Annotated in this window: 21 protein-coding genes; 4 read left to right on the top strand and 17 right to left on the bottom strand. The window is 46.6% G+C overall.

What is annotated here, in order from left to right; genetic code table 11:
• Positions 1-24 precede the first annotated feature (24 nt).
• From PTQ21_RS10305 to PTQ21_RS10285, 5 genes are all read right to left on the bottom strand, one after another.
• Positions 25-438 (bottom strand): hypothetical protein, encoded by a 414-nt coding sequence (locus PTQ21_RS10305; protein WP_269053499.1) that lies wholly within the window; start codon positions 436-438, stop codon positions 25-27.
• A 240-nt stretch (positions 439-678) separates the two neighbouring features.
• Entirely contained in the window at positions 679-1,485 is an 807-nt protein-coding gene (gene phnE, locus PTQ21_RS10300) for a phosphonate ABC transporter, permease protein PhnE (protein ID WP_063565946.1), read from the bottom strand.
• Positions 1,482-2,345, bottom strand: coding sequence for a phosphonate ABC transporter, permease protein PhnE (gene phnE / locus PTQ21_RS10295; RefSeq protein ID WP_274569754.1), 864 nt, complete (start codon positions 2,343-2,345; stop codon positions 1,482-1,484). The genes phnE (PTQ21_RS10300) and phnE (PTQ21_RS10295) overlap by 4 nt, the downstream gene beginning before the upstream one ends.
• On the bottom strand, positions 2,342-3,142 hold the full coding sequence (gene phnC, locus PTQ21_RS10290; RefSeq protein WP_063565947.1) for a phosphonate ABC transporter ATP-binding protein: 801 nt from the start codon (positions 3,140-3,142) through the stop codon (positions 2,342-2,344). Before phnC ends, phnE (PTQ21_RS10295) begins: the two co-directional genes overlap by 4 nt.
• A 181-nt stretch (positions 3,143-3,323) precedes the next feature.
• Entirely contained in the window at positions 3,324-4,307 is a 984-nt protein-coding gene (locus PTQ21_RS10285) for a phosphate/phosphite/phosphonate ABC transporter substrate-binding protein (protein ID WP_274569753.1), read from the bottom strand.
• A gap of 252 nt (positions 4,308-4,559) precedes the next feature.
• On the opposite strand from PTQ21_RS10285, the gene PTQ21_RS10280 reads away from it, so the two are divergent.
• On the top strand, positions 4,560-6,197 hold the full coding sequence (locus tag PTQ21_RS10280; RefSeq protein WP_274569752.1) for a bifunctional metallophosphatase/5'-nucleotidase: 1,638 nt from the start codon (positions 4,560-4,562) through the stop codon (positions 6,195-6,197).
• 383 nt (positions 6,198-6,580) lie between these two features.
• Here PTQ21_RS10280 and PTQ21_RS10275 read toward each other — a convergent pair whose 3' ends face one another.
• Genes PTQ21_RS10275 through PTQ21_RS10265 form a run of 3 tightly spaced genes read right to left on the bottom strand, consistent with a single transcriptional unit; the run spans position 6,581 to position 9,172 of the window.
• Positions 6,581-7,591, bottom strand: coding sequence for a Gfo/Idh/MocA family protein (locus tag PTQ21_RS10275; RefSeq protein ID WP_274569751.1), 1,011 nt, complete (start codon positions 7,589-7,591; stop codon positions 6,581-6,583).
• A gap of 55 nt (positions 7,592-7,646) precedes the next feature.
• Complete coding sequence (locus PTQ21_RS10270; protein ID WP_274569750.1) at positions 7,647-8,495, bottom strand: sugar phosphate isomerase/epimerase family protein; 849 nt, start codon at positions 8,493-8,495, stop codon at positions 7,647-7,649.
• A 50-nt stretch (positions 8,496-8,545) separates the two neighbouring features.
• Positions 8,546-9,172 (bottom strand): carbohydrate-binding family 9-like protein, encoded by a 627-nt coding sequence (locus PTQ21_RS10265; RefSeq protein WP_274569749.1) that lies wholly within the window; start codon positions 9,170-9,172, stop codon positions 8,546-8,548.
• 202 nt (positions 9,173-9,374) lie between these two features.
• Here PTQ21_RS10265 and PTQ21_RS10260 point away from each other — a divergent pair, with 202 nt between their 5' ends.
• Positions 9,375-10,280: an AraC family transcriptional regulator gene (locus PTQ21_RS10260; RefSeq protein WP_274569748.1), complete on the top strand. Its 906-nt coding sequence runs from the start codon at positions 9,375-9,377 to the stop codon at positions 10,278-10,280.
• 241 nt (positions 10,281-10,521) lie between these two features.
• A complete protein-coding gene (arr, locus tag PTQ21_RS10255) occupies positions 10,522-10,938 on the top strand; it encodes an NAD(+)--rifampin ADP-ribosyltransferase (protein ID WP_063565954.1) in 417 nt (138 codons plus the stop codon).
• Positions 10,939-10,997: 59 nt separating this feature from the next.
• Here the strand turns inward: arr and PTQ21_RS10250 are convergent, their stop codons facing one another.
• The 5 genes from PTQ21_RS10250 to PTQ21_RS10230 all read right to left on the bottom strand — a co-directional run bounded on the left by PTQ21_RS10250 (position 10,998) and on the right by PTQ21_RS10230 (position 16,542).
• Entirely contained in the window at positions 10,998-12,026 is a 1,029-nt protein-coding gene (locus PTQ21_RS10250; RefSeq protein ID WP_063565955.1) for a LacI family DNA-binding transcriptional regulator, read from the bottom strand.
• 253 nt (positions 12,027-12,279) lie between these two features.
• Positions 12,280-13,623 (bottom strand): ABC transporter substrate-binding protein, encoded by a 1,344-nt coding sequence (locus tag PTQ21_RS10245; protein WP_064640458.1) that lies wholly within the window; start codon positions 13,621-13,623, stop codon positions 12,280-12,282.
• 70 nt (positions 13,624-13,693) lie between these two features.
• A complete protein-coding gene (locus tag PTQ21_RS10240; RefSeq protein ID WP_274569747.1) occupies positions 13,694-14,527 on the bottom strand; it encodes a carbohydrate ABC transporter permease in 834 nt (277 codons plus the stop codon).
• 12 nt (positions 14,528-14,539) lie between these two features.
• Positions 14,540-15,430 carry a carbohydrate ABC transporter permease gene (locus PTQ21_RS10235; RefSeq protein ID WP_274569746.1) on the bottom strand — a complete coding sequence of 297 codons (891 nt, stop codon included), beginning with the start codon at positions 15,428-15,430 and terminating at the stop codon, positions 14,540-14,542.
• 11 nt (positions 15,431-15,441) lie between these two features.
• Positions 15,442-16,542: a Gfo/Idh/MocA family protein gene (locus PTQ21_RS10230; protein ID WP_274569745.1), complete on the bottom strand. Its 1,101-nt coding sequence runs from the start codon at positions 16,540-16,542 to the stop codon at positions 15,442-15,444.
• Between the two features lie 643 nt (positions 16,543-17,185).
• Here PTQ21_RS10230 and PTQ21_RS10225 point away from each other — a divergent pair.
• On the top strand, positions 17,186-19,177 hold the full coding sequence (locus tag PTQ21_RS10225) for a DUF4832 domain-containing protein (protein WP_274569744.1): 1,992 nt from the start codon (positions 17,186-17,188) through the stop codon (positions 19,175-19,177).
• A 183-nt stretch (positions 19,178-19,360) separates the two neighbouring features.
• On the opposite strand, the gene PTQ21_RS10220 is transcribed toward PTQ21_RS10225, so the two are convergent.
• From PTQ21_RS10220 to PTQ21_RS10205, 4 genes are all read right to left on the bottom strand, one after another.
• Entirely contained in the window at positions 19,361-19,783 is a 423-nt protein-coding gene (locus tag PTQ21_RS10220) for a hypothetical protein (RefSeq protein ID WP_274569743.1), read from the bottom strand.
• Between the two features lie 356 nt (positions 19,784-20,139).
• Positions 20,140-21,981 (bottom strand): ABC transporter ATP-binding protein, encoded by a 1,842-nt coding sequence (locus tag PTQ21_RS10215; protein WP_269053490.1) that lies wholly within the window; start codon positions 21,979-21,981, stop codon positions 20,140-20,142.
• The gene (locus tag PTQ21_RS10210; RefSeq protein ID WP_274569742.1) at positions 21,962-23,725 is read right to left on the bottom strand and encodes an ABC transporter ATP-binding protein; all 1,764 of its coding nucleotides are present in this window, start codon (positions 23,723-23,725) and stop codon (positions 21,962-21,964) included. Before PTQ21_RS10210 ends, PTQ21_RS10215 begins: the two co-directional genes overlap by 20 nt.
• A gap of 307 nt (positions 23,726-24,032) precedes the next feature.
• Complete coding sequence (locus PTQ21_RS10205) at positions 24,033-24,908, bottom strand: hypothetical protein (RefSeq protein ID WP_274569741.1); 876 nt, start codon at positions 24,906-24,908, stop codon at positions 24,033-24,035.
• Positions 24,909-24,914 lie beyond the last annotated feature (6 nt).

Below are 24,914 nucleotides of genomic sequence, written 5' to 3'. Positions count from 1 at the left end.
GCACTCGCTTCGGTTTTTTTTCGGTTATTTTTCTGATAAGATCAGTTTCTCTTCAAAATTGTTACCATTCATATCTGTCCACTCAATGACAATAGTTTGGTCTTCATTCCTACTAACCATTGAACCTTTTGTACTCGTTATAGGGAACTCTATAGATTTCGAAGTTAAATCGCTCTCCTTTCTAATTATTCTTCCTTCATTAATGTTAATTTTATATTCTTTAATATCTTCCAAATTATCTTTTTTATAAAATATAGTATATTCTCCATTTTCCGCTCTTTCATTTGTTACTGTCGTATCTAGCTCGCCTCTCCAATGTTCACTCTCTCCCATGAGATTAATTCTTGTTTGCATTTTGGAACAACCAGTGAGAGACATGGCGACTATTAAAATAAGTATAGAAATAGACACCCATAATACATCATTGTTTTTTCTCACAATTTACCTCCATTACTAAATTTATAACTATACAGTATCATAGTATGAGTCTACTTCTAAAACAGTAATTTCATATAGGGCTCAACATTTTGCTGATATTAACTTCCTATAAAATACAAAAAGCAGCACCTGCTATTGCATGGGCTGCTCTTCCGATAGATCAATAATGGATTGAAACATATCCATCATGTTCTTTATTTTATTCGTCTTTATTAGCAAACAAACTTTACCTTTACTTCTCTATACCAGCTTCTTGCGAATGTAGCCAGAGATCAGATCAATGATCGTGATCATTACGATAATACCCAGCAAGATAATCCCTACTCGCGGCCAGTTCCGAGTACTGAGTGCAAAGATCAGCGGTGTACCGATCCCTCCTGCCCCGATAACCCCCAGAATGGTTGCGGAACGCACATTAATCTCGAACCTATACAACGTGTAGTTAAGGAATCCAGGCAAAACCTGTGGCAGTACAGCAAACCACAGCTGCTGCATGCGAGTCGCCCCAGAAGCGAGCAACGCTTCAGAAGGACCATAATCAATATTTTCCACTTCATCAGCGAACAGTTTACCAAGCATCCCGATGGAATGCAGCCCAAGGGCGAGTACACCCGCGAAGGAACCCGGACCCACCGCCTTGATGAACAGCAAAGCCATAATAATCTCCGGGAACGTACGGATAAAGCTGAGCACCATTTTGCCCGTACCCGATACAGGACGGAAGCTGCTCATATTTCGGGCAGACCAGAACGCAAACGGGATACACAGTACAGCGGAAATGACGGTACCCAGCACCGAGATCGCCAGTGTATCCAGCAATCCTCGCAGCAAATCTTCACCCTCAGGCAGATAAACAAAGTCCCAATCCGGGGAGAAAATCCCGGCGACAATTGCCTTCATGATCTGACCAGCCGTTTCCTTCAAACCGGTAAACGGTACACCGGCAAGTGCCCAAGCGTACACAAGTATAAGCAAGATTACAATGACCCAGCGAAGCGGGTTCTTCCGTGGTTTGCGCCGGATTACGCTTGTTTCATTTTTCATCATAACAATTTCTCCCGCAGCTTAGTACTTACATAATCAATGATCAGAACAATGACAAGGGTAAACAGAATGATTACACTCGTTTTGTCATATTCCAGGAATCCAAGTGTTGCTTCATAATACAGTCCGATGCCCCCAGCTCCAACCAATCCGAGAATCGCAGCGGCACGTACATTAATCTCAAAGGCATACAGTACATAGGAAGTAAACTGGGCGGCCAGTTGTGGCACCACGCCATAAACAATCAGTTGAATCCGGTTCATGCCGACAGCTGTCATCGCTTCGAGCGGTCCCTGATCAATCGTTTCCAGCGTTTCGTAGGTCAGCTTGGCAATCAGTCCCACCGAGAATACAGCGAGTGCCAATATACCAGGAATCGGTCCCAGTCCAAACACAGCAACGAACAACGCCGCAAGTAGCAGGTCAGGCACGGTACGGATTAGGTTCAGTACAAAACGCGCTGGATAGTAGATCCAACGGCTAGGCATTAAGTTGCCTGCACAGATAATCGAGACCGGAATTGCGATGATCGCACCGATCGTTGTACCGATCAGAGCCATACGGATCGTCTCCAGCATGCCCTGAATGATGTTGTCAAAGTAAGTCCACCGCGGCGGGAACATCTCACGCAGCAGATCCAGCATGTTGGGTAAACCTTCAAACAGCTCACTGAAGCTGGCATCGGTCTGTCTGGCACTTGCCCACAAAAGCAACAGAATGATCACTAGCGTGAGCAGATGTTTGGTACGCCCTGGTGGTTTGGGACGGTGGACAGCCGAGCCTGAACCTGTTCCAGGACGCTTTCCCTTTCCTGATTCGTTCTGCAATGATCCATCTATCGATACGTTTACGGGTTGCTTCATACCAGAACTTCTCCCCGCTGTTCCTGTACAGCCTGTTTATCCAGCAGCTCGTCTGCCAGAATAGGTCTGCCATAAATTTCTGCAAAACGCTCATCCGTTGCTTCGGATACCGGACCATCAAACACCACTTCGCCAGCACGCAATCCAACAATACGGGTCGCATACTCTCTGGCTAGGTCGATAAAGTGAAGGTTCACGATCGTTGTAATGCCAAGATCCTGGTTGATGCGTTTCAGATCATCCATTACCTGCTTCGTTGTTAGTGGATCGAGTGAAGCGACAGGCTCGTCTGCCAGAATGATTTTGGCTTCCTGTGCAAGTACTCGCGCTATGGCCACACGTTGCTGTTGCCCACCGGACAGCTGATCAGCACGGGAATAGGCTTTTTCTGCGATATTTACCCGTTCCAGTGCTCCAAATGCGAGTTCTGTATCTTCTTTGGGAAAACGGCCCAGAATGGTACGCATCGTGGAATGATATCCCACGCGTCCAGCAAGCACGTTACGAAGCACACTGGAACGTTTCACAAGATTGAAGCTCTGGAAGATCATACCGATATCCCGGCGAATCATGCGAAGTGACTTGCCATGAGCTTTCGTGATCGACTTGCCATTGATCAAAATCTCACCGTCACTGATATCATGAAGTCGGTTAATGGAACGCAGAAGCGTCGATTTTCCCGCACCAGACAAACCAACTACGGCAATGAATTCCCCTTGTTTAAATTTCAGATTAATATTATTCAGGCCCTTGGTGCCGTTAGCATATGTTTTCGTTACGTTGTGAAGCTCAATCATGGCTGTAATCCTTCTTTCATTAATATGGTATTTCGCAGGGTCACGCTGTAATGGGACAAGCCAGCGCAGCGTGTATCACGCTGAACTGGCCTGCCCGCTGAACCGATGAAGTTATCCAATGAAAAGATAATCAATGCAATACAATGCGATCAATCCATCACGATATTTCTTGAACAGAGAACTACTCGGTTTTTACTTTCTCCCCGTACTCACGAACGATATCAAACTTGCTGTCATCAGACTCTACATAACCTTCGTGTGTGTAGATTTCTTTGATAATTTCGTGACCTTGTGGATCTTTACCGATGTCGATGAATGCTTGTTTGATCTTCGCTGTCCAATCTGCATTCATGTCTGTACGTACTGTGATGGTATCGTTAGGAATCGGCTCAGTGAACGCCAGTACACGCGTATCTTCAAATACAGTCGGGTAGTCTTTCACTACAGTGTTACGAGCATCCTGGAAAATCGCTGCGGCATCAACGTCGCCGTTCAGCACTGCCAGCACACCTTGGTCATGGCCTTTAACCGTGATTGCCTGTACATCTTTCAAAGGATTAATGCCTCTGTCGAGCAACAGGGCTGCCGGCCATACATAACCTGCAGAAGAAGTTACGTTCTGGTAAGCGATTTTTTTGCCTTTCAGATCCTCAACGGATTGGATCGGCGAGTCTTTTTTTACAATAATCATGGATTTATACGAATCTGCCAGTTCCTCAGTTGGAGCGCCAGTCTCATCATTTACACCAAAACGTTGTGCCTGAAGAATAACTTCAGCTGCGCCTTTTTCTTTGGCAAGTACATAAGCCGTCGGAGGCAGGAAACCTACGTCCACTTTATTGGAAGCCATTGCTTCAATAATTGTGTTGTAGTCTGTGGATACGCTGACCTTCACCGGGATACCCAATTTGTCACCCAGCAGCTTCTCGAGCGGTTTTGCTTTGGCTTCGAGTGTATCTGCATTTTGTGATGGAACGAATTGTACAGTCAGCTCAGTCGGCACATAACCTTCAGCGGCTTTGTCTGTCTCTGCCGTGTCAGTACTGGATGAATTCGAGCTCGTATCAGCCCCGTTAGCCGAACCTTTTGTACTACTGTTAGACCCACAAGCACTTAGAAACAGAACCAAAATCAACAATGGTAAAAATAAAGCAGACTTCTTCAAGCGAACACCCTCCAAAGAGTTTCTATTTTTCATTACTTGTCTACTATAGTCGTCAATTATTTGCGCGATGTGAAACGAAATTTGGAGTTTTGTAAAGTTTCCTGTCAGGCTGTCAGAGCGGCTTTGATCTGTTAGAATAGCCTCATTACAGTTGATAATACAAGTAGAAATGGTGAATCCCCTTGTACTCTGCCGCTTGAATGACCTGTGATTTGATATGTTTAAACTTATATATTTAGAGGAGATTGTAAAATGACATCCATAACAACTACGGCAAACTTCGACATCATGGTAACCAGTGACCTTCATGGGGCCATTCGCCCCATACATTACAACACCAATGCCTATCGTCCAGCCGGACTTGCTTTGCTTGCTTCGCTGATTCGGCGTGAACGGGATCGTTCACCCGAATTGCTGCTCGTGGATAACGGTGATCTGTTGCAAGGCTCTCCTTTGGCCTCATATGCTGCTTCCTTTGTTTCGAATCACGAAGTGCATCCCTTCATTAATGTTCTGAATGAACTGGGCTATGATGCTGCCGTAATGGGCAATCATGAATTCAACTACGGCCAGGACTTGCTGCGTAAAGCAGTGCAAGACTCCCATTTCCCTTGGCTATCTGCAAATATTGTTAATGAAGGAAAGCCTGACGAAGAGGTACTACACACTGCACCTACTGGAGCAGCCATTCCCGCCTTCGGTCCTCCCTATCTGATCAAAACCTTGTCTTCAGGCGTTAAAATTGCTTTGCTGGGAGCAACGACGCACTATATTCCGAATTGGGAGCATCCGAAAAACATAGAAGGTTTACAGTTCCTTGATGCTATGGAGACTATTCGTGCATGGGTTGGCTATATTCGTGAACATGAACAGCCGGATGTGCTCGTGGTCAGTTATCATGGTGGTTTTGAGAGTGATCTGGAGACAGGCGAACCTGCTGAGCGGTTAACCGGGGAAAATCAGGCGTACGCGATCTGCCGTGACATTGAAGGGATTGACGTTCTGCTTACCGGACATCAACACCGTCAGCTTACCGCTGAAATACATGGTGTGACCGTGGTTCAGCCTGGATTTAGTGGGAACGGTGTAGGTCATGTATCCACCCAGTTGGACCGGTTATCGAATGGAAAGTGGCGGATTGCCGGAAAACAGGCTCGCTTGTTGCTCTTGGATGAAGATAGTGATGTACAGCCCGATGCGGCTGTTATGAAACTGACGGATGAGTTGGAAGCAAAAGCACAGGCATGGCTGGACCAGCCGATTGGCGAGGTGGCCGGAGACTTATCCATCACCGATCCTGCCGCATTGCGGCTTGCGGCGCATCCCTTTATTGCTTTTGTACATCAGGTGCAGATGGAAGCAACGGGAGCACAAATATCGAATACCGCATTACTCAGTGAAGAGGCCCGCGGTTTCGGTTCCCTCATTACCGTTCGGGATGTGCTGTCTAACTTTATCTATCCCAATACACTGACGGTGCTGGAGCTTCGTGGTCAGGACATTCGGGATGCATTAGAACAAACGGCGCGTTACTTTGAAGTGGAGACATCAGGCGAAGTTGTGGTCAATCCTGCTTACATGCAGCCGAAACCACAGCATTATAATTATGACATGTGGGCGGGCGTCGAATATGAGCTGGATATCTCCAAACCTGTGGGAAGTCGTGTGGTGAAGCTGGAACGCGAGGGCATACCTGTTGCGATGGACGCGACGTATTCTGTAGTGATGAACAGTTATCGCGCAGCAGGTGGCGGTGATTATGCGATGTATCCGGGCAAAAAGGTACTTCACGAAGGCGCCACGGATATGGCGGCACTGGTGGAGGATTATATTCGCAGACATCAACCACTAACAGTGGAGCAGGCGAATAACTGGCGGGTTGTTGGATAGTACGGAGTAATTACTATAATTGAAGGAGTATAATCGTTACCACAAGATCATAAAATTAATTTTCTCATCGTGCGCCTCCCAAATTATGTATAATTATAGTTAATCAACAGAAATTCGGGAGGTGTACGAATGAGCTTTATATGGTCTGCAACTATAATTCAATTCGTTTTTATTATAGGCATTATATCTCTAGTTTACTTTTTGATTACTATGAATAATAAGATCAAGAGAATTAATAGTAGACTTGCCGAAATTGAACGCACAATGAATAACGAAAATTTAAAAGAATATAAATAAATTCATGTTTCCTCTCTTTTTCAAAGACCCGTACTACTTCAGAAATGCAAAGAGCAGAACCCGCATCACAGGTTCTGCTCTTTCTATTATAATGAAACCAATGCCCCACGCTCATCCGCCGAGCGCATCTCCGCTTCAATTAACTCAAGTGTACCTGTTGCACTTTCCGGTGTACATACAGATACAGGCGTACCTGCTTGAACAGATTGGATAAAATATTTGAGTTGGTGGTAATATCCCGAGTCGGGTGACAGCTCAGCGACGAAACCGGGAGCATCGTTCGGATTTACTTTCAGCTCACCATTCTCAAAGACCAGATTCCCCTGCTCCAAATTAACGCGATAGGTCATCGAGAAACCGTAGTCTCCCCCCAGCGTCCAGTCCGCTTGGGCATTCAGTACTTTTCCGTCAGGGTATACATAATTGGTCGACACGGTATCATAGCCGCTTCCCGGAATGACGTTGCGAGCCAGCGTGGATACTTGATCCGGTTTGCCAAACACCCAGTGAATAATATCCGCATCATGGATGTGCATATCTAATATGCAGCCACCGCTTTTCTCCCCATCCAAAAACCACTCTTGAGGCAAACCTGAACCCCTGAAGAAATAACCTGCGTTGACCGCTCCATAACGCCCGTCTTCTACTACGGATTTCAGATACGCATAGGCTGGCCAGAAGCGTAAACATTGACCAATCATCAGTGTTTTCCCGGTCGCTTTGGCCGTCTGTGCCATCTTCCAGCCTTCCGTCGAATGGCGCGCAACCGGCTTCTCACACAGCACATGAAAGCCTTTCTCCAGCAAGGAACACGTTAGTTCAGCATGCAGTGGCGTAGGCAGCGTAATATCAATGATATCCAGTTCTTCTTGTTCCAGCATTGCGTCGATGTTGTCGTACAAACGATAAGGTGTGAGATCATATACCTCTTGCTCCGTCGCCATATTGCCGGCTGCTTTACCGTTCTTCAGTTCCTCTATTCTTAGATCGCAGACGGCTACCAATTCCACGGGTTCCCCTTCTGAGGCAAGGCGTACATAGTTGTCAAAATGCATACGTCCCATAAACCCAAAACCGATCAATCCCACTTTTAACATGTTTTTACCTCCCATAAAAATAGATTTTATATCGCATAAACGTTGTTATCTGTACCTACTCCTGAGAACGTCCAAGAATAGCATCCATCGCTTTGGATGTATTGAATATGATCTGCTTCGAATGATGAGTGTATGGCGGAATCATCTCGGCAGTCACGTAGTTGTCGTAACCAATGGCCTGTAATGCCTGCATCACCGCCGGATAATTCACATCTCCAGCCAGCAGATCCACAAATCCATGAAGCCCTCCCGCTTGACGCCGGTAATCCTTGAAGTGCACTTTCTTGATCCGGTGACCCAGAATGCGAACCCACTGCTCTGGGTAACCATTCTGCACCACATTGCCCACATCGAAATACGAACCTATATAATCTGAGCTAAAAGAATCAATAAAGGTACGCAGCTCAAGCGGTGACACCAAGAATTTGTTCCATACGTTCTCAATACCAATCGATACTCCAGCACTTTCCGCGTACGGCAGCAGATGCGCAAGGGCTTCTTGCGCTCGTTCGTAAGCAACTTCATAATCCGTTACTTCGCTGTCTGGAATAAAGTCCACACCCACCGCACCCGGAATGACCAGAATGGTATCCACACCAAATGCCGCGGCAAGCTCCAGCTGTTTTTTACACACATCCAGAGCTTTCGTTCGGATCTCTGGACGAGCGCTCGTCATCGGGTAATCCCAGTACAATCCGGTTGCTAGTCCCGCGATTTCGAGTTCGGCCTCTTCTAGACGTCCCTGAATATCACGAACCTCCTGATCTGTGGCAGACAGACTCAGCTCGCCTTCTCCATTAAGCGAAAGTTCAATCCCCTCAAAGCCAGCTTGCTTCGCCGTCTGAATACAATCCGCAATAGAGGCATCTCCTGGAAAAGACCATATGTTAATCCCTTTTTTCATCCGAATACCCTCCTTCAAAATATGAATACCTGTTCTTCAGCATCGCATCGCTATCCTAATTGAAAATGACCAAATCGGGCAGGCAAATGAAAGTTTACAGCCCCCGTGGGCTGCCATGCCTGATACTCCCGATCTCCCTGCACATTCTCATCAATGCGGTAAACGTTGACCCTCCAGCATACGCCTTTAGTCAGGGGCGACTTGAAGTTACTCGCTGGAATATGGATCACATACACCCGATGGCCCTGACGATCCACTTCTACAGCCGTTTGCAACCCCTCCAGCTGCCAGGTTACATCTGCCTTCAATTCGGAACCTTCGCTGTTATTGTGAATGAGTGCATCAAATATTACGTTGTGCGGACTGACCTCCAGTTCGATATAATTCCTGCCATCGCCCTGTTCATCGATGAACAGTTCAACCACATCCTGCTCATACAATGGCTGATCCCTTTCCGTGAAATCAGATACAACGTGATCATCCTGGCATATAAAGCGAATATGCAAATATTCGGGACTCCAGCCAAAACGGACTTCTGTGGATTGATGAGGTGGCCTGCCTGTTACCGTGTCCACCAGCTCCACTGGAACACATCGTTCCCAATCCGCAGTCGAGGGGAATCCACTCTGTGCAACTGACCTGAGTGATTCGCAGCAATAACTCGTGCTCCGTTCCACAGGGAGAGAGCGCATCTGAATCCTCTCCTTTTTTAGCTTAATCCGTGATGTTGTCTCTCTCGTAAGAACATGTGATAATACTTATATTATAAATAAATTACCTGATTATTTATTTAGGAGATAAAGAGATTATTTGCACAATTCCGTTCAGTTTTAATTAAATCTGTTTGTGCCAATCTCATTGAAAAAGGAGATGGAATTTATGTCTCTCCAGCAAGCGGTATATCCTCTGCAACGAACCGTCACTTACAAAGAATGGTCTCCCAACGTGCATTATGCTCAGTTCCAGAGCCTTCCTCCCGGTAAGCTGGCAAAGCGGCGTTTGTATGATTTTGAACTTCTGTACATCTCTCAAGGTGAAGCTGCAACTTATATGAAGGATAAACAACATATTTTGAAGGCGGGTCAGCTAATCTTGCTATCTGCCGGTGTCTATCATCAGAATGAGGTGGTTTCGAGCCCGGAAGCACGTTTCATTGGCATTCATTTTGATTTCTTCAACGAATTGACCATTCAGACCGAGGCAGATATGGTTGTTAACGAAGAGACTGTCCTGCACCATAAATTCGCAGTAGAAGCTTGCGCAGAGGGCATGACGCCGCTATCTATTAACCCCGTGTATACCCCTTCTCCAGCTGCCGTGCAGCTTATGGAGCAATTGGTACATGAATTTACGATGCGCCCACCGGGATATGAACTGGTATGCAAAGCCTTGATGCTGCAAATATTGACTCATCTGCTGCGTTCATCCTGGCGAAGTTCGTCACGCCATGATTCAGTACACGGAGAGAAGCTGCTCGAACTCATGAAACGTATAGAGGTCGCCCCATCCGACCCGTGGACCAATTCGAGCATCGCCAAACAATTGAACCTGAGTGTGGATCACATGGCCAAATTGTTCAAACAGATTGCGGGCATGCCACCCAACGAATATATTCAATCCATGCGCCTAAGCGAGGCACGCAAACTATTGCGGGAAACCGATCATTCCATTGAGACTGTGGGTGTCCAAAGCGGTTACCCGGACATTCATTATTTCAGCCGTATGTTCCGCAAATATGAAGGCATTTCCCCCCGGGAATACCGGAAGTTGTCCAAAATGTTATAAAAAAAGAGCAGCCTGCCAATGTGCAGTCTGCTCCATGCTTTTTGAAATAACGTTAAGACAAATGGTTCATTTTCCCATGTCAAACCATAACCTTTAATTCAGCCTATATAGGTAATTTTCGCTCAATATCGTTCCCTCTACTTAGATTATACCTTTATTTTTATGTTTTTTATAGACTGTTTTTTTGGCGATTCCTACACTATACTGCTTAATACAAATCTAAAAAAAGAGGTGCATCAGTATGGATGACCAAAAAAATGTCTTAGATAATGGACCCTTTTTTCATGGTACTAAAGCAGAACTGAACATTGGAGATTTATTAGAACCGCAATACTTATCCAATTACCAAGATAAAAAATCTAACCATATTTACTTTACGGGAACATTAAATGCTGCCAAGTGGGGTGCTGAATTAGCCAAAACGAATGCCAAAGAAAGAATCTACATTGTAGAACCATTAGGAGATTTTGAAAATGATCCTAACTTGACTGATAAAAAATTTCCCGGCAACCCAACACGCTCATACAGATCTAAATCACCTCTAAAAATAGTAGCTGAATTAGCTTTATGGGAGAGACACTCCGATGAAGAGATAAATCATATGCTTACATCTTTAAAAAAATTAAGTGAAGAAGGGAAAAATGTGATCTACGATTAATTTTCAACCAAAAAGTTCCCTCCGCCCAAAACTGGACAAGGGAACTCTTTGGTTGAAAGCTACTCTATTTTGCCATTGGAAGACTGGCGGAATATGCAGCGGTACGGGACGATCATTTTGACAGCCACTTCATATGGATGATCCAGATAATCGAGCAGCTGTTTAACCGCGAACATACCCATCTCCAGCTTGGGTACATGAATGGTCGACAACGGGGGAGAAGTAAATTCGGATATTTCAATATTATCTACCCCAAAAAAGGCGATATCCTCCGGAATGCGGAGCCCCTGTTCGGTTGCAGCACGCATGGCCGCAATCGCCATCATATCACTGGCTGCAAAGATGGCTGTAGGTCTGTTCGCATTGTTGGTAAATGCCTGCTTGGTCAATTCATAACTCAGCGAAACATCCCATTTCACATCGATCACCCAATCATGATCAATAGGTAATCCCGCATCAGTCATGGCACGCCGATAACCAAGAAACCGTTTTTCCTCCAGAAAGTCATTCTTGAATTCTGCTCCACCAATGTAGGCAATGATCCGATGACCTTGGGCAATCAGATGATTCGTTGCCTCCCTCGCAGCCTCTTCACGATCATAACCGACGACCGGAATGTCCGGGTCCGTAATATCCACACCCACAACAGTCCTTACATTGGTCTTAAGCCAGCGATAGGCTTCCGGATCAATCCGTTCCACCACAATCATGCCATCAATCTGATGTTCCTTCACCAGAGACTGCAACTGCACGATATCCCCATCGTTTTCGATGCTATACACAAATTCCAGGCGCATGCCTGCTTCAGCAAGCTGCTTCTCAATCCCTTCCATAATGACTGAAAAATAAGGACTGTTGTATTTATTTTGGGGAATAGCCACCACACAGCCGATCGCATATGCCGTTTTGGGCTGGACCTTCTTCTTCTTGGCCGGACGCTGTGAACGATAGCCCAGTTCCTCAGCGGTGTCCCATATTTTTTTGCGGGTTTCATCGCTGACTGATCGATTGACATCGTTCTTCATCACACGTGAAACGGTAGAGATCGATACACCAACGCGGTCTGCAATATCCTTCAATTTTGCCATGTGAAGTCCCCCACCTTTCCTCAACCTATGTATTTAAACCCCATTCGTATTGGGGCAATTTCATCTCTGCAAACACAAATTTGCGGCAAATATAATTCTATATTTCTACTGGACAGAAGTCAATGAAATGGTGCACAGGCACAGTCTTTTATAAAATAATAGCGGCAGTCAGGGAGCTTGCTGTCCCCCATAACTGCCGCAATTTTAATTCTTTTTAAGAAAACGTATGAAGCTTTGCCACCTCTTTATCTGCTTATTGCATCTTGGAGGCCAAATCCTTAAGCGCTGCGTTCAGATCACCATCTCCGGCAAGTGGAAGTTTGAGTGATTGCTCACCATACGTCCAGACCAGATCGGTTTTCTTGGTTGTAAAGGGAGATACAATGCCATACTGCTGCGCATCCAGGAAGATTTTATTATCTTCGCCAACAGTAGCAATATAAGCATCTGCTGCCGCCTTGTTGGCCGGAATCGAGTATCCCTGCTTCGCCAGTTCTGTCTGTCCTTCCGGACCTGCTAGCCAAGCCAGCAGCTTGTAAGCTGCCTCTTCATGCTTTGTATTGGAGCTGATTGCAAGACCTGCTGGCTGAACAACGGTTTGGTTGGTTTTGAATTTCGGCAGATAGGAGATACCGTAATCCACGCCCGCCTCCTGGTAGTTGGTTGTATTCCAGCTGCCACCCGGATTCATCGCTACTTTGGATGTAGTGATCGCAAGATTCACCTGTCCACCTAAACCTTCAATCTGTGCAGGTGTGGTGTTAATCTTTTTGTTTTTGGTCATATCGATAAAATAGTTTAGCACTTCCATCGCTTCAGGTGTCTCAAGCGCAAGGGAACCATCGTCATTCACCAGCTTCGCTCCGTTGGACCACAGCTCTGGCTCCAGAAACCAATCCATCGTTGACCCTGGTGAAATGGACAAGCCCCACTGCACAATGTTTCCGGCGTCAAAACCCGCTTCATCTGCGCTTTTCCCGTTCTTATCCAGCGTCAGCTTGGTTGCAATGTCGGTAATTTCATCCCACGTTGGCTCAAGCGATGGAACGGGAGCTTTATGAGGGTTCGTGGCTTCATTCTCAAAGATCGCTTTGTTGTAATACCATACGATGACGTTGGCATCGATAGGCAAGGATACTTGTTTGCCCTGATATTGGTGAAGACCGAGCAGACTTTTGTCCACATTGTTCAGATCAAACTGATTTTCCGCGAGCAAGCCGTCCAATTCCTTGAAAATGCCCAGCTCGGCGTATTTCTCCACGTATGCATAACTCGTTTTGAACACGTCCGGAAGTGTGCCCCCTGCTGCATTCGCTGTCAGTCCGTCCCAGTAGCTGCCCCAATCCTTGCCTTCGAGTTTGACCTTAATATCGGTATTGGCCTTCATGAACTGATCCAACAGTTCCTGTGTACGATGAAGCTCTTCTGCCGTCCCCCACTGGGAGTATGTGATTGTTACAGGTTCACTCTGGCTGCCGCCGGAACCAGAAGAGTCGGCGTTTTCGGACGATCCCCCGTTTCCACATCCACTGATCACCACCATTGTAGCAAGTACAAGTGCCCAAACATTGAATAGCCGTTTACTCTTCGCTCTCATATACACAGCTCCCCTTTAAGTCATATCAATAAGTCCTGTTCACCTGAAAACCGGAAAGCAGGCAGCCACTCTACCCTTTGGTGCCCGTAAGCACCACCCCCTCGACGATATAACGTTGTGCAAACAGATACAGCAGACCGATAGGTACAATACTGATAAATGCACCCGCAGCAAGCGCCGGCAAATCCTGGCTCGTCTGACCAATCAGCAGCTGCAAGCCCACACTCAGCGTGAACATTTCTGGGTTTTTGATATACAGGAACGGCCCCAGAAAATCGAGCCAAGAGTTCACGAAGGCAAAAATAATGGTCGTCATAATAATCGGTTTGGACAGCGGCATAATGACTCGTGCATATACCGTCCAGCGATTGCCGCCGTCCAGATATGTAGCCTCGTCCAGCTCCTGGGGAATGGTCATGAAAAACTGTCGGAACAGGAAGATATAATAGGCGCCTCCGAGCCAGGCTGGCACAATGAGAGGCAACCAGGTATCAATCCAGTTCAGTTTGGAAAAAAGAACGTACGAGGGAATCATCATAATGGATGGAGGGATCATTAAGGTAACAAGTACAACCGGGAACAGAATATTCCGATACTTGGTTGCAAAACGGGAGAAACCGTAAGCGACAAGTGAACTGGACACCACCGCTCCCGCCGCAACAAAAAAGGAAATGATAAATGAGTTCTGAATCCACTGCCACATCATCGGCTGCACAGCGAACAACCGTTCAAAGGCTTCCAGACTGAATGTGTCTGGCAGGACGGTTGGAGGTACCTTGTAGGTTTCCGCTTTGGTTTTCAGCATGGTCGAGAGCATCCATACAAGAGGCCCTGCGAACAGCATTAATGCTACAATCAGCATGGTATATTGGGACGCTTTTACCGCTATTTTTCGGCTGTTCATGTAACTCTCCTCCTATCGTTCTCCCTCGTAATACACAAAGCGGTTTGATACTTTCATCAGGATCAGGGTGACAAGCGAGATCACGGCGAACAGGAAAATCGACTGCGTCATCGCCATACTGAATTTCAGATCGGTAAAGGCCGACTTGTAAATATTGTAGACAAACGTATAAGCAGAGTAGTTCGGACCACCCTTAGATAGCAGCAGCGCTTCCGTAAACATCTGAAAGTTATACATCGTCTGAATAATGATGACAAACAGGATGGAAGGACTGATCATCGGCAGTGTAATCTGGAAAAATCGGCGAATCCCGCTTGCACCGTCAATGGCAGCAGCTTCATACAAATGTCTGGGTACATTTTTCAGTGCAGCCAGGAAGATCAGAACCCCACTGCCCGAGATCCAGACTTGAAGCATGATGATGATCGGCTTGATCGTATGCTCCCCGCCAATCCAGTCCACTTTGCCTATACCCAGCGCGCCAAGTCCGGCGTTCAGGATGCCGAATTCGGAGTTGAACACCAGCCGCCAGATAATAACTGTTGCCACAATGGGCACTAGGGTCGGTAAATAGAAGAAAGTGCGGAACAAGGCAATACCTTTGACATTGAAATTAAGCAGCATCGCCAGACCCAGCATACCTGCCGTTACGATCGGAACACCGAATACAACGAAAAACATCGTGTTCATCAAACTTTTCAAGAAGATGGGATCATCCATCATGTGCGTAAAATTATCAATGCCGACAAAGTTGAAGTTGGTCGCTCCCGGAAGTCTCGCATCCGTAAAGGCGTAGAAAACCGAAGTCCCAAAAGGAAATAGGAAAAAGGTGATAAATCCGATAATCCAAGGCAAAATGAAGAGAAAAAACAGCAGTGTGTCATATTTTCTCAACCTGTTCATGATGACACCCCTCAGCCTGAAATTTCTTCTAAATAGACGTACCGTTCTTCCAAAATGGATTTCTCTGCCGCCAGGGCAATAAGCAACGCGTTACGACCAACCTGCGCACTAGCAAAAGGCTTTCTGCCTTCCTTTACACATTTCAGAAAATCAATGCGTTGGGTCTGTCCACCCGTGTGTCCACCCATAATGGAATCCGAGGTCACATCAATCTCCAGATGGTCCTTCGTCCAGTCCTGCCCGCCAACGATGTCAATCGTCTTGTCATTACGGGCAACCATCTGGCCACCGTTCTCTCCGATCAGGCCAATCTCAAGCCCTTCTCCCATCAGATTGCGCGGTTTCAAATACATGCACAAGCCCAGATTGGCCTTACTGCCGTTATCATAATCAATGGTGATAAATGCATGGTCGACGATGGAGGTATCCGAAATTTCTTTCGTCGGATAGTGACTGTATGAATTCTGAATCCGATTGGGCTCTCCTTGCTTCATGACATGCTGGCCTCCAGAGGCAAACACGCGGACAGGCTTCGCCTGGATCATCCAGTTGAAAATATCGAAGTGATGACAATCCTTCTCTACAATCGCTCCCCCAGACTTGGTCTTGTCATAGAACCAATCCGCAGGCGGGAACGGGTCACGGAATTCCTTGCACCACATCAATTTCACGTCACCAAGACGTCCATTCTCCAATTCCTTCTCCATTCGGCGATACAGATTCGAATATCGATAAACCAATCCGATCTGCAATACCCGTCCCGAGGCTTCCGCCGCTTCTATAATGGCATCACAGTCCTCAATGGTATGGGCAACCGGTTTCTCCAGAAATACATGCTTACCAGCTTCCAGAAAAGCGACTGCCACTTCGCGATGCAAATAGTTCGGAACACTGATAACCACCGCATCCAAATCTTCCTTAGCAAGCAGTTCACGATAATCGCTAACTATGGTGGGGTTGCTATTCTTGAGTTCAGCCAGCGTACGTGCCACATTGGCTTCATTCATATCACAGATATAACGAACCTCAGTCTCCTCGAGCAAATCAAAACCAATGCAATGATGTGACCCCATGTCTCCTACACCGATAAAAGCCATTTTTATCTTCCCCATGCTTACACTCTCCGTTGCTCGTAAATTTGCGGCAAATGCCATGAAGCCAATTCGATGTTAATAAATCTAACAGGACGGTGACTATGTAACGATAGTAAAATAGTTTTTATTCCTTGTCAATTGATTTTGGCTAAATTTTAAATAATTTTGCGGCAAAATATTTGCGCTGTATTTTATATACTACTAAACAGTATAACTCTTTATTCATCATAAATTAAGCGTTTACATTTTTGTTATATTATCATATACTTTAATTTTAATTCATTTTTATTTGCGGCAAATATTTTATTCAAGTTATGAATACTCATGTTCAAAATTCAATGAAACACGCCTATTCTCAATAGAAAACACAATAAATCCTGGAAAAATATCTATTGAATCTCCTGTATTCATCCCCTATAATGCAATTTAGACACGGAATCCAAGAACCAAAAACACATTTTATATTTGCCGCAAACCAAATTCACACCTTTTTAGTTGTTTATTTCCCGATTACTACCATGACTCTTACATAAAACGTTACTATTCCGCTACTTCATGTGGATCAGAAAGGAGTTGAGCTCTCCTAACTCTCCTCTCATAACGAAATTCGGGGTGGGCAGAACGAGTCATCATTCAAAATCCATTATTCAGGAGGTATACCATGACAAGATTATTTGATAGAAGCAAGCGGAGCTTTGGATTGTTTTTGGCTTTTGTCCTCATGATTACCCTGCTATTGCCTGCAGCAGCCTTACCCAAAGCCTCTGCTGCAACCATCACCATTGATGGCAACGTCAGCGACTGGAGCAGCGTTAGTGCTCTCACCACCAATAGCGGCACTGCCCAGACGCTCAAAGTAACCAATGATGGAACTAAGCTCTATCTGCTTATTCAAGGCTCAGGCCTGAGTACAACGATGGGCAACTTCTGGATCAACACCGATAACAATACTTCAACCGGTTACCAGGCTGCGGGCTGGGGAGTTACAGGTGTGGAGTGGCTGCTTGAAAATACGGGTTTATATCGCTATGGCGGCAGCGGAACCGACTGGGTCTGGAACTTCAACAGCACGTTGACCAGCTCCCAATTCTACCGCAGCTCCACCGTCATTGAGATCGCTATTCCTCTCGCCACACTGCAAATCAGTGCAGGCAGCACAGTGCGAGTCGGGTATATCGACAACAGCTCGGATACATCGAGATTGCCCGCGTCTGGACAAACACTGCCAGCTTACCTTCTGACCTCGGCTGGATCAGGTGGTGGTACGGGGAACAATACCGTGGTGAATCCCGTAGAGCTGGACAGCCCACTCAACAATCCATTCAAAGGCTGGGCGCCTTCGGCCAAGAGTACAACTTATGCACAGCCACACAGGCTCGTATATGCCGGAGTGACTTGGAAGGAGCTTGAGTCCACCAAAGGCACATTTGATTTTAGTGCGATTGAAGCCGCCAACAATTTTGCCTACTGGAAAAGTAAAGGCGTCAAAGTGGTGTTCCGCTTCATTCTGGACAGCCCAACAGGACAGGCTCACAGAGATATTCCCGACTGGCTCTACAATGACATGATTGCCCGCGGAGAATCACCCGGAACCGTATACAACGATACAACCGGAGGCATGGGTACTGGGAACAACATGGGCTTCTCTCCCAACTACAACTCCACCTATCTGCAAGAACGGCACAAATTAGCCATCGAAGCCATTGCGGCAAGATACAACACCAATGATCGTCCGGTCGCTTTTGTCCAGATCGGTTCACTCGGGCACTGGGGCGAGTTCCATACATGGCCTTATGTCGGACCAAATGGTGAAACCAATTACACAGGCGCTTTCCCTACCAATGACATCTCGAACAAATACGTTCAGCATTATATTGATGCCTTTGCTGGCAAAGAGGACAAAATGCAGGTTCTGATCCGGCGCAGTATCGCCCTCGCCAAAACCAATAATAAAGGCATGGTCATGGGCATGTTCAACGATGTGTTTGGACATAAAGACAGCTTCGATGCGGATTGGGGCTGGTACACAGGCACCCAGAATGGCTATTGGGATGACATTGGTCAACAGCAGCCTGCACATGCGAACTTCTGGGAGACACGTATCTCAGGCGGCGAATTTTACGGGGGAGCTTCCGGCATGCTTGCAGCATTAACTACCGGTAGCGGATTTACGGAAACGTTGCGTCAAACGGAGCTAAGTAAACCAAGCTGGCTGGGACCAAATTCCCCTGCCTCGCTTCCTCTGAATCATGCCTTACAGGCCAATATCGATGCACTCAAGAAACGAATGGGATATCATTTTGTGGTGAAGGAGATTTCGCATCCATCCACCATTAGCGGAAGCACATTTACAACAACCATTAAAGTGGAGAATAAAGGCGTACAGCACTTCCCGTTTGCCTGGCCGGTTGAAATTCAACTGCGCAGCGGCAATACCGTGGTCGCCAAGAAAACAACAACCGTTAATCTGACCACGTGGAAAACGGGTACCTACACCCTGACCGATTCCATTCCGGTCTCCAGTCTTGCTGCCGGAACCTATGATATCGCAATTGCGATCATTGACCCGGAAACGAATAAACCTGGTGTAGACTTTGCCAATACAAATAAATTGACCGACGGCTCGTTCAAACTGAGCAGTGTAACGAAGTAATCTCAGGTTGCTTCGACTAGTGAAAAAAAAGAGCAGGAATGAGGGCACTATGCTCTCATTCCTGCTTTGTATGGACATAACGTTGAAACTCTGAATTTTTGGGACCAGGAAGGTATATAATTTGAAACCTTTTCTAATTATGCTAAAGAAGAGAGACTCAGATTTTTTTCCGAGTCCCTCTTCTTATATTAAATTAATGATAAATTGACCATTTTCAGCTTTTACCTCGAAGTAGTACTGCTGATCCTTATTTAAATCCTTTAAGCTTGTACTTGTTCCTGGAAACACTTCGAACTCAGCTATTACAATATTACCCTTTTCATCTTTAACTCTCATCCGTATGTTACCCGCACTGTTTGCATCATTAATGATTGTTTTATCCCAGAATACAGTATCAAATTTAACAGAGTCATTCCCATTAAATTTAACACTGTTCCATTCTTCATTTTCTACATTAAGAGCGAGAATTGAAGTCGTTTTAGGAGAAAAATAATTATGTACCGTTTCAACATTTTGATAAACTTGATACGAACAAACAAAAATCATGGTTAACGTAACAGAAATTGCACCAAACAGACTTATCTTCTTCACTTTACTATTAACCATAGTTTTATCAGCCCCTTAATTCATTGAGATATTATAATTTCCCGTTTTAATACCTTTTTTTATAATCTTGTTATTCTATATATTGCGATACAACACCTGTTGAATTATTGATTTTTTTCAAAAAAATTTATAGATACATTACATCTCACATTCCTGAGGAGAAGCCTCAGAATCTGGAAAGAACACTAAACCAAATTATGGACCATGTTATACAAAGAGAAATGCTCTCAAAAAACGACGACCTTTCCCCGATAGAGATCTGGGAACAAGTCGTCGATTAAGAGCATTTCTTTTTTTTATTGTGATTACTTGATGCAGCTATGGCTGCTTAAGATTCAGGTAATTCCTCTTTTTTACTACTGTGCCTTGTTCCGCAGCTGACTGTAATACAGTTCGCTGTAGAAGCCGCCTTGTTCCAGCAATGCGTCATGCGAACCTTGCTCCAGGAGCTGACCATCCTTCAGGACAAGAATACGATCAGCTTGGCGAATTGTATTCAGCCTGTGGGCGATGACAAAGCTGGTACGGCCTTGCATCAGGCGCTGCAACCCTTCCTGGATCTTGATCTCCGTGACGGTATCGATACTGCTGGTCGCCTCGTCCAATACAAGGATGGACGGATCGGCCAGAATTGCCCGGGCAATCGCAAGCAGCTGCTTCTGTCCCTGACTGATGCCACTTCCGTCGGCCTGAAGCACTTTGTCGTATCCGTCCTTCATCCGTATGATGAACGAATGGGCATTCGCCAGCCTCGAAGCAGCTTCCACCTCTTCATCGGTCGCATCCAGGCGGCCGAAACGGATATTTTCCCGGATCGTACCCTGGAACAGGAATGAATCTTGAAGAACAAATGCCATATGTGAGCGCAAATTCTCGCGCCGAATGGTCGTAATATCACGTCCATCCACCGTTAGCGTACCTGCTGTAGGATCATAGAAGCGAGATAACAGCTGAATCAGAGTTGTTTTCCCTGCCCCGGTCGGACCTACAAGAGCAATCATCTCGCCCGGCTTTGCTTCAAAGTTAATTTCATGCAAAATATTGCGTCCTTCATCATATCCAAAGGATACCTTGTCGAAGCGAACGGCTCCCTCCACCTTTTCAAGGGATACTGCTGCGCCTTCATCCTTCGCTTCCTCATCCTCATCCAGCACCTCGAACACGCGCTCTGCCCCGGCAATCGCAGACAGCAACGTATTCCACTGGTTGGCCAGATCGTTGAGCGGACGGGTAAACTGACGGGCATATTCTACGAAGATGATAATCACGCCGACTGTAACGGAACCTTGAATCGCCAAGATCCCGCCGATGCCTGCGACAATCGCAAAGCTCAGGTTGTTCAGGCCATTCATCAGCTTTGGAATAAAACCGGAGATGGTCTGCGCCCAGAAACCGGACAACCGGATCTTCGTATTTCGTTCCTCAAAACCGCGAATGACCCGCTCTTCCTGCGAGAAAGCCTTGATAATCTTCTGTCCGGACAATGTTTCCTCAATGTACCCATTAAGTTCGCCGAGATTACGCTGACGTTGTTTGAACAACGGCCCGGTTCTACGCGTAATCCAGCGCATGCCAATGGCCATCAGCGGTACCACGATAAATGTAAGCAAGGTCAGCAGCGGACTTAACCAGAGCATCACGCCAAACGTTCCGATCAGAGTTAACACACTGGAGAAAATCTGGATGGCCGAGCTGTTCAGCGTACCGCTGACATTCTCAATGTCGTTGGTAACCCGGCTCATGATCTCCCCCTGCTGACGCTTACCGAAGAATGGAATCGGCAATTTGTGCAGATGGGAGAACAGATCATACCGCATGCGGAATACGGTCTCCTGTGCAATTTCAATCATCCAGATATTTTGAAGCCATGACGACAAGGAGAAGAGAACATAGACTGCCAACAGGCCCAATAAAAATGTCGTCCAGCTGGAACTCGTTGCTTCTCCATCAATGAATTTATCCACAGCTACACCGACCATATAAGGTCCAAGCAAAGCGAGCGCGGAACTGGCAAATACCATCAACAGCACCATCGTCAGCTTGACCTTGCGACGGGCCAGATACGCCCAGATCCGGCCTAACGTACCGGACCAGTTCTTCGCCCGTGCCTTCGGCTTACGACCTCCACCTGCCTTCAGCGTCTCGGGATCAATCGGCGGTGGGGGCTGACGGAAAGGTTCAATGAATGCTTTGAACATGTGGTGTACCCTCCCCGTATTGTGATTCATAGATTCGGCGATACAATTCAGATGAATCCATCAGATCCTCATGTTTCCCCTGTCCAATCAGACGCCCATCGTCCAACAACAGAATCAGATCGGCAGAGGTGGTTGAACTGATCTTCTGCGTGATAATAAACGTTGTACACGATAACTCTTCCAGTGCACCCAGCAGCCTTGCTTCCGTGGCGACATCAAGAGCACTTGTACTGTCATCCAGAATCAAGATGCTTGGACGACGAATCAATGCACGAGCAATCGAGAGCCGCTGTTTCTGTCCACCTGACAGATTGACTCCCCGCTGACCTAGCTGTGTATCATAGCCATTCGGCAGGTTCTCAATGGTCTCGTGTATCTGGGCACGCCGCGCTGCTTCCTTAATCTCTTCGAGCGTTGCGTCCTCCCGGCCCCAGGCGATGTTATCGCGTACTGATCCGGTAAAGAGGACCACTTCCTGCGGCACATAACCAATAGCTCCGCGCAATGTGGAAATGTCCAACCGTTCTGCATCGTTACCATCTATACGAACCTCGCCTTGATCTTCGGTATAAAGCCTTGGAATGAGCTGTACCAGTGAGGATTTACCAGAGCCTGTCGCTCCCATGATGGCGATACGCTCGCCTCGTTTGGCTGAGAACGTAATGTCTTCCAGCACGGTAATTTCACTGCCTGGATAGCTGAATCCTACACCCTGAAAATCAACTGCACCCTGGATAACAGGATTCCCTTTCATAGCTTGTGCAGAACGATCTGTATTCAATGTTTGTGCTGATTCCGAAACTTCCTCCGTGTCAAAAACTTCGTTAAGCCGCTGTGCCGAAGCACTCGCTCTGGAGAAGGTAACCAGAATCCAGGACAGTGCAGACATGGCGCCAATGGTGCGAAGCAGATAGTTAATAACTGCGACGACTTCACCCACGGTTGCACTTCCGGTAGTGATGTCACGTCGTCCAAACCATAGTACGGCGATGATACAACCATTCATCATGAGCAGCATGAATGGCATCGTCGTCTCCGTCAAGCGCAGCGCGGAGATCGTGCCCTTCATCAGCTTGCCGCTATATCCGGCAAAGCGTTCAATCTCGTGGCCCATCCGGACGAAGACACGGATTAGCCGAATGCCTGCCAGATTTTCCTGGATGACTCCGTTGACGGCATCCAGTCTGCGCTGCACATTGCGGAACAGCAGCGCTGCCTTTTTGATCATCCAGATGACAAACACGAGCAGCACAGGCACCATCACAACGAGCAGCAGACCCAGCTTCGGATTTACCACAACCGCCATAATCATGCTCCCAATCACCACCAGCGGCACACGTGTCATGAATCGCAGACTCATAAACACCGTATCCTGCACCTGTGTAACGTCCCCGGTCAATCGGGTAATCAGGGATGATGTGGCAAAACGGTTAAACACCGCATAAGAGAACGCTTGCACTTTATCATACAGCTTCTCCCGCAGATCGTAACCGAAGCCGAGACTCGCATGTGACGCAAAAAAAGAACTCGCAATACCCGCGACAAACGCCACGACGGCACTGCCCACAAGCACCCCACCCCATAGCCAAACCACTGACAGATCTCCTTGCTGGATACCGTTATCAATGATCTTCGAGATCAAATAGGGTTGAGCCAATTCAACCGTCAATTCAATCAGCATCATGACCAGTGCTGCGATGGCGGCGACTCGATACTTCTTCAAGTAGTACAACAGCTTGATCATAACCATTCCTCCGGCCCAGAGCGTTTAATCTTCGTGACGATTTGGTATGTTCACGCAGCCAGCTCCGTTAGTCTCTTTCCATAACTCTATGTAAAATTTCACGTATCCAATACGCTTATTATATCGCATTTTGAACCTTCAAATCGCTAATATCTTCTTTCCTTCTGATTATTAACCTGAAATAGGCGGTGAGAGAACATGCATCTGCAACAAAAAAACCTGGGCAGACTGCCCAGGTGCGATGATTTTGTTTTCGATTGAAATGTTCCAGTTACAGCAAACTTACTCTTACAACGACAGATCACATTTATTTGCCGTACGTCTGTTCCAAACGTTCTTCTTCATTGGTGGACAGCAAAATGTTTAGCAGCCCCATCACGTTATTCGCTTCTGTTCTGGCTTCCGTATACTTCTCGGCAAATGCAGCTTCGTCCTGTTCCGGATCTATTGCAGCCAGTTTGGCCCACGACTCGCGGGCTTTATCGTAAAGTTTCGTTAAAGTGATGTCATACGTATGCTGCGCGACAGGTGCCATGGAGTCGAACTCCGCTGCATTCTTGAAAAATTCCATCGAGTCCGTAAAGGACTGACTGGTGTAATCCTTGTTCTTCATGGCATCCTCCGTAAGTAGCAGCGCCTGACGAGAGATAAACAACGTCTTTACCATGGCACGCTCCAGATTGGTTGCTTCTTCCCATGATACATAGGACACTTCTGGTGCCTGAACGGTTGTGAAAAAAGGAAAGGCATCATCGATCAAACGCTGTGAATCGGAATGGATTGGAATACCTGTGTTCATATTCACTACCGCATCACTATAGTTGGCGATATTAATATTTTTGGAGCCTTCTTCACTTACCCTGCGTACCGGATGATCATTAAGCGGCACACGGATATAGCCAAGCTTGTCCGCATACTTCTGCTTCAATTCCTCCAGTGTAGAGTCCACTCCGATCTTGCCTTCTTCAGATGAAGCCCCTGTTGTATCGGAAGTTGAGGAGGTGTCCGCAGAGTCTTCAGCATTCGTATCTGCAGCCGACGAGTCAGCCGTCGATGTGTCCGAGCTATTGGTCGCTGTTGCTACTGTACCAGCATCCTGGAATGGCTCCTTCGTTGTTGCTTCCTTCGCCCCACCGCCACATGCGGTCAGAACGGCAACCAAGCTGAAAATGGCCGTAAACATTTTGAT

This window comes from Paenibacillus marchantiae (genome assembly GCF_028771845.1).
GTDB classification, from domain to species: domain Bacteria; phylum Bacillota; class Bacilli; order Paenibacillales; family Paenibacillaceae; genus Paenibacillus; species Paenibacillus marchantiae.
Note: the sequence above shows the minus strand (reverse complement) of the source record. Positions and strands in the feature narration are given on the sequence as shown.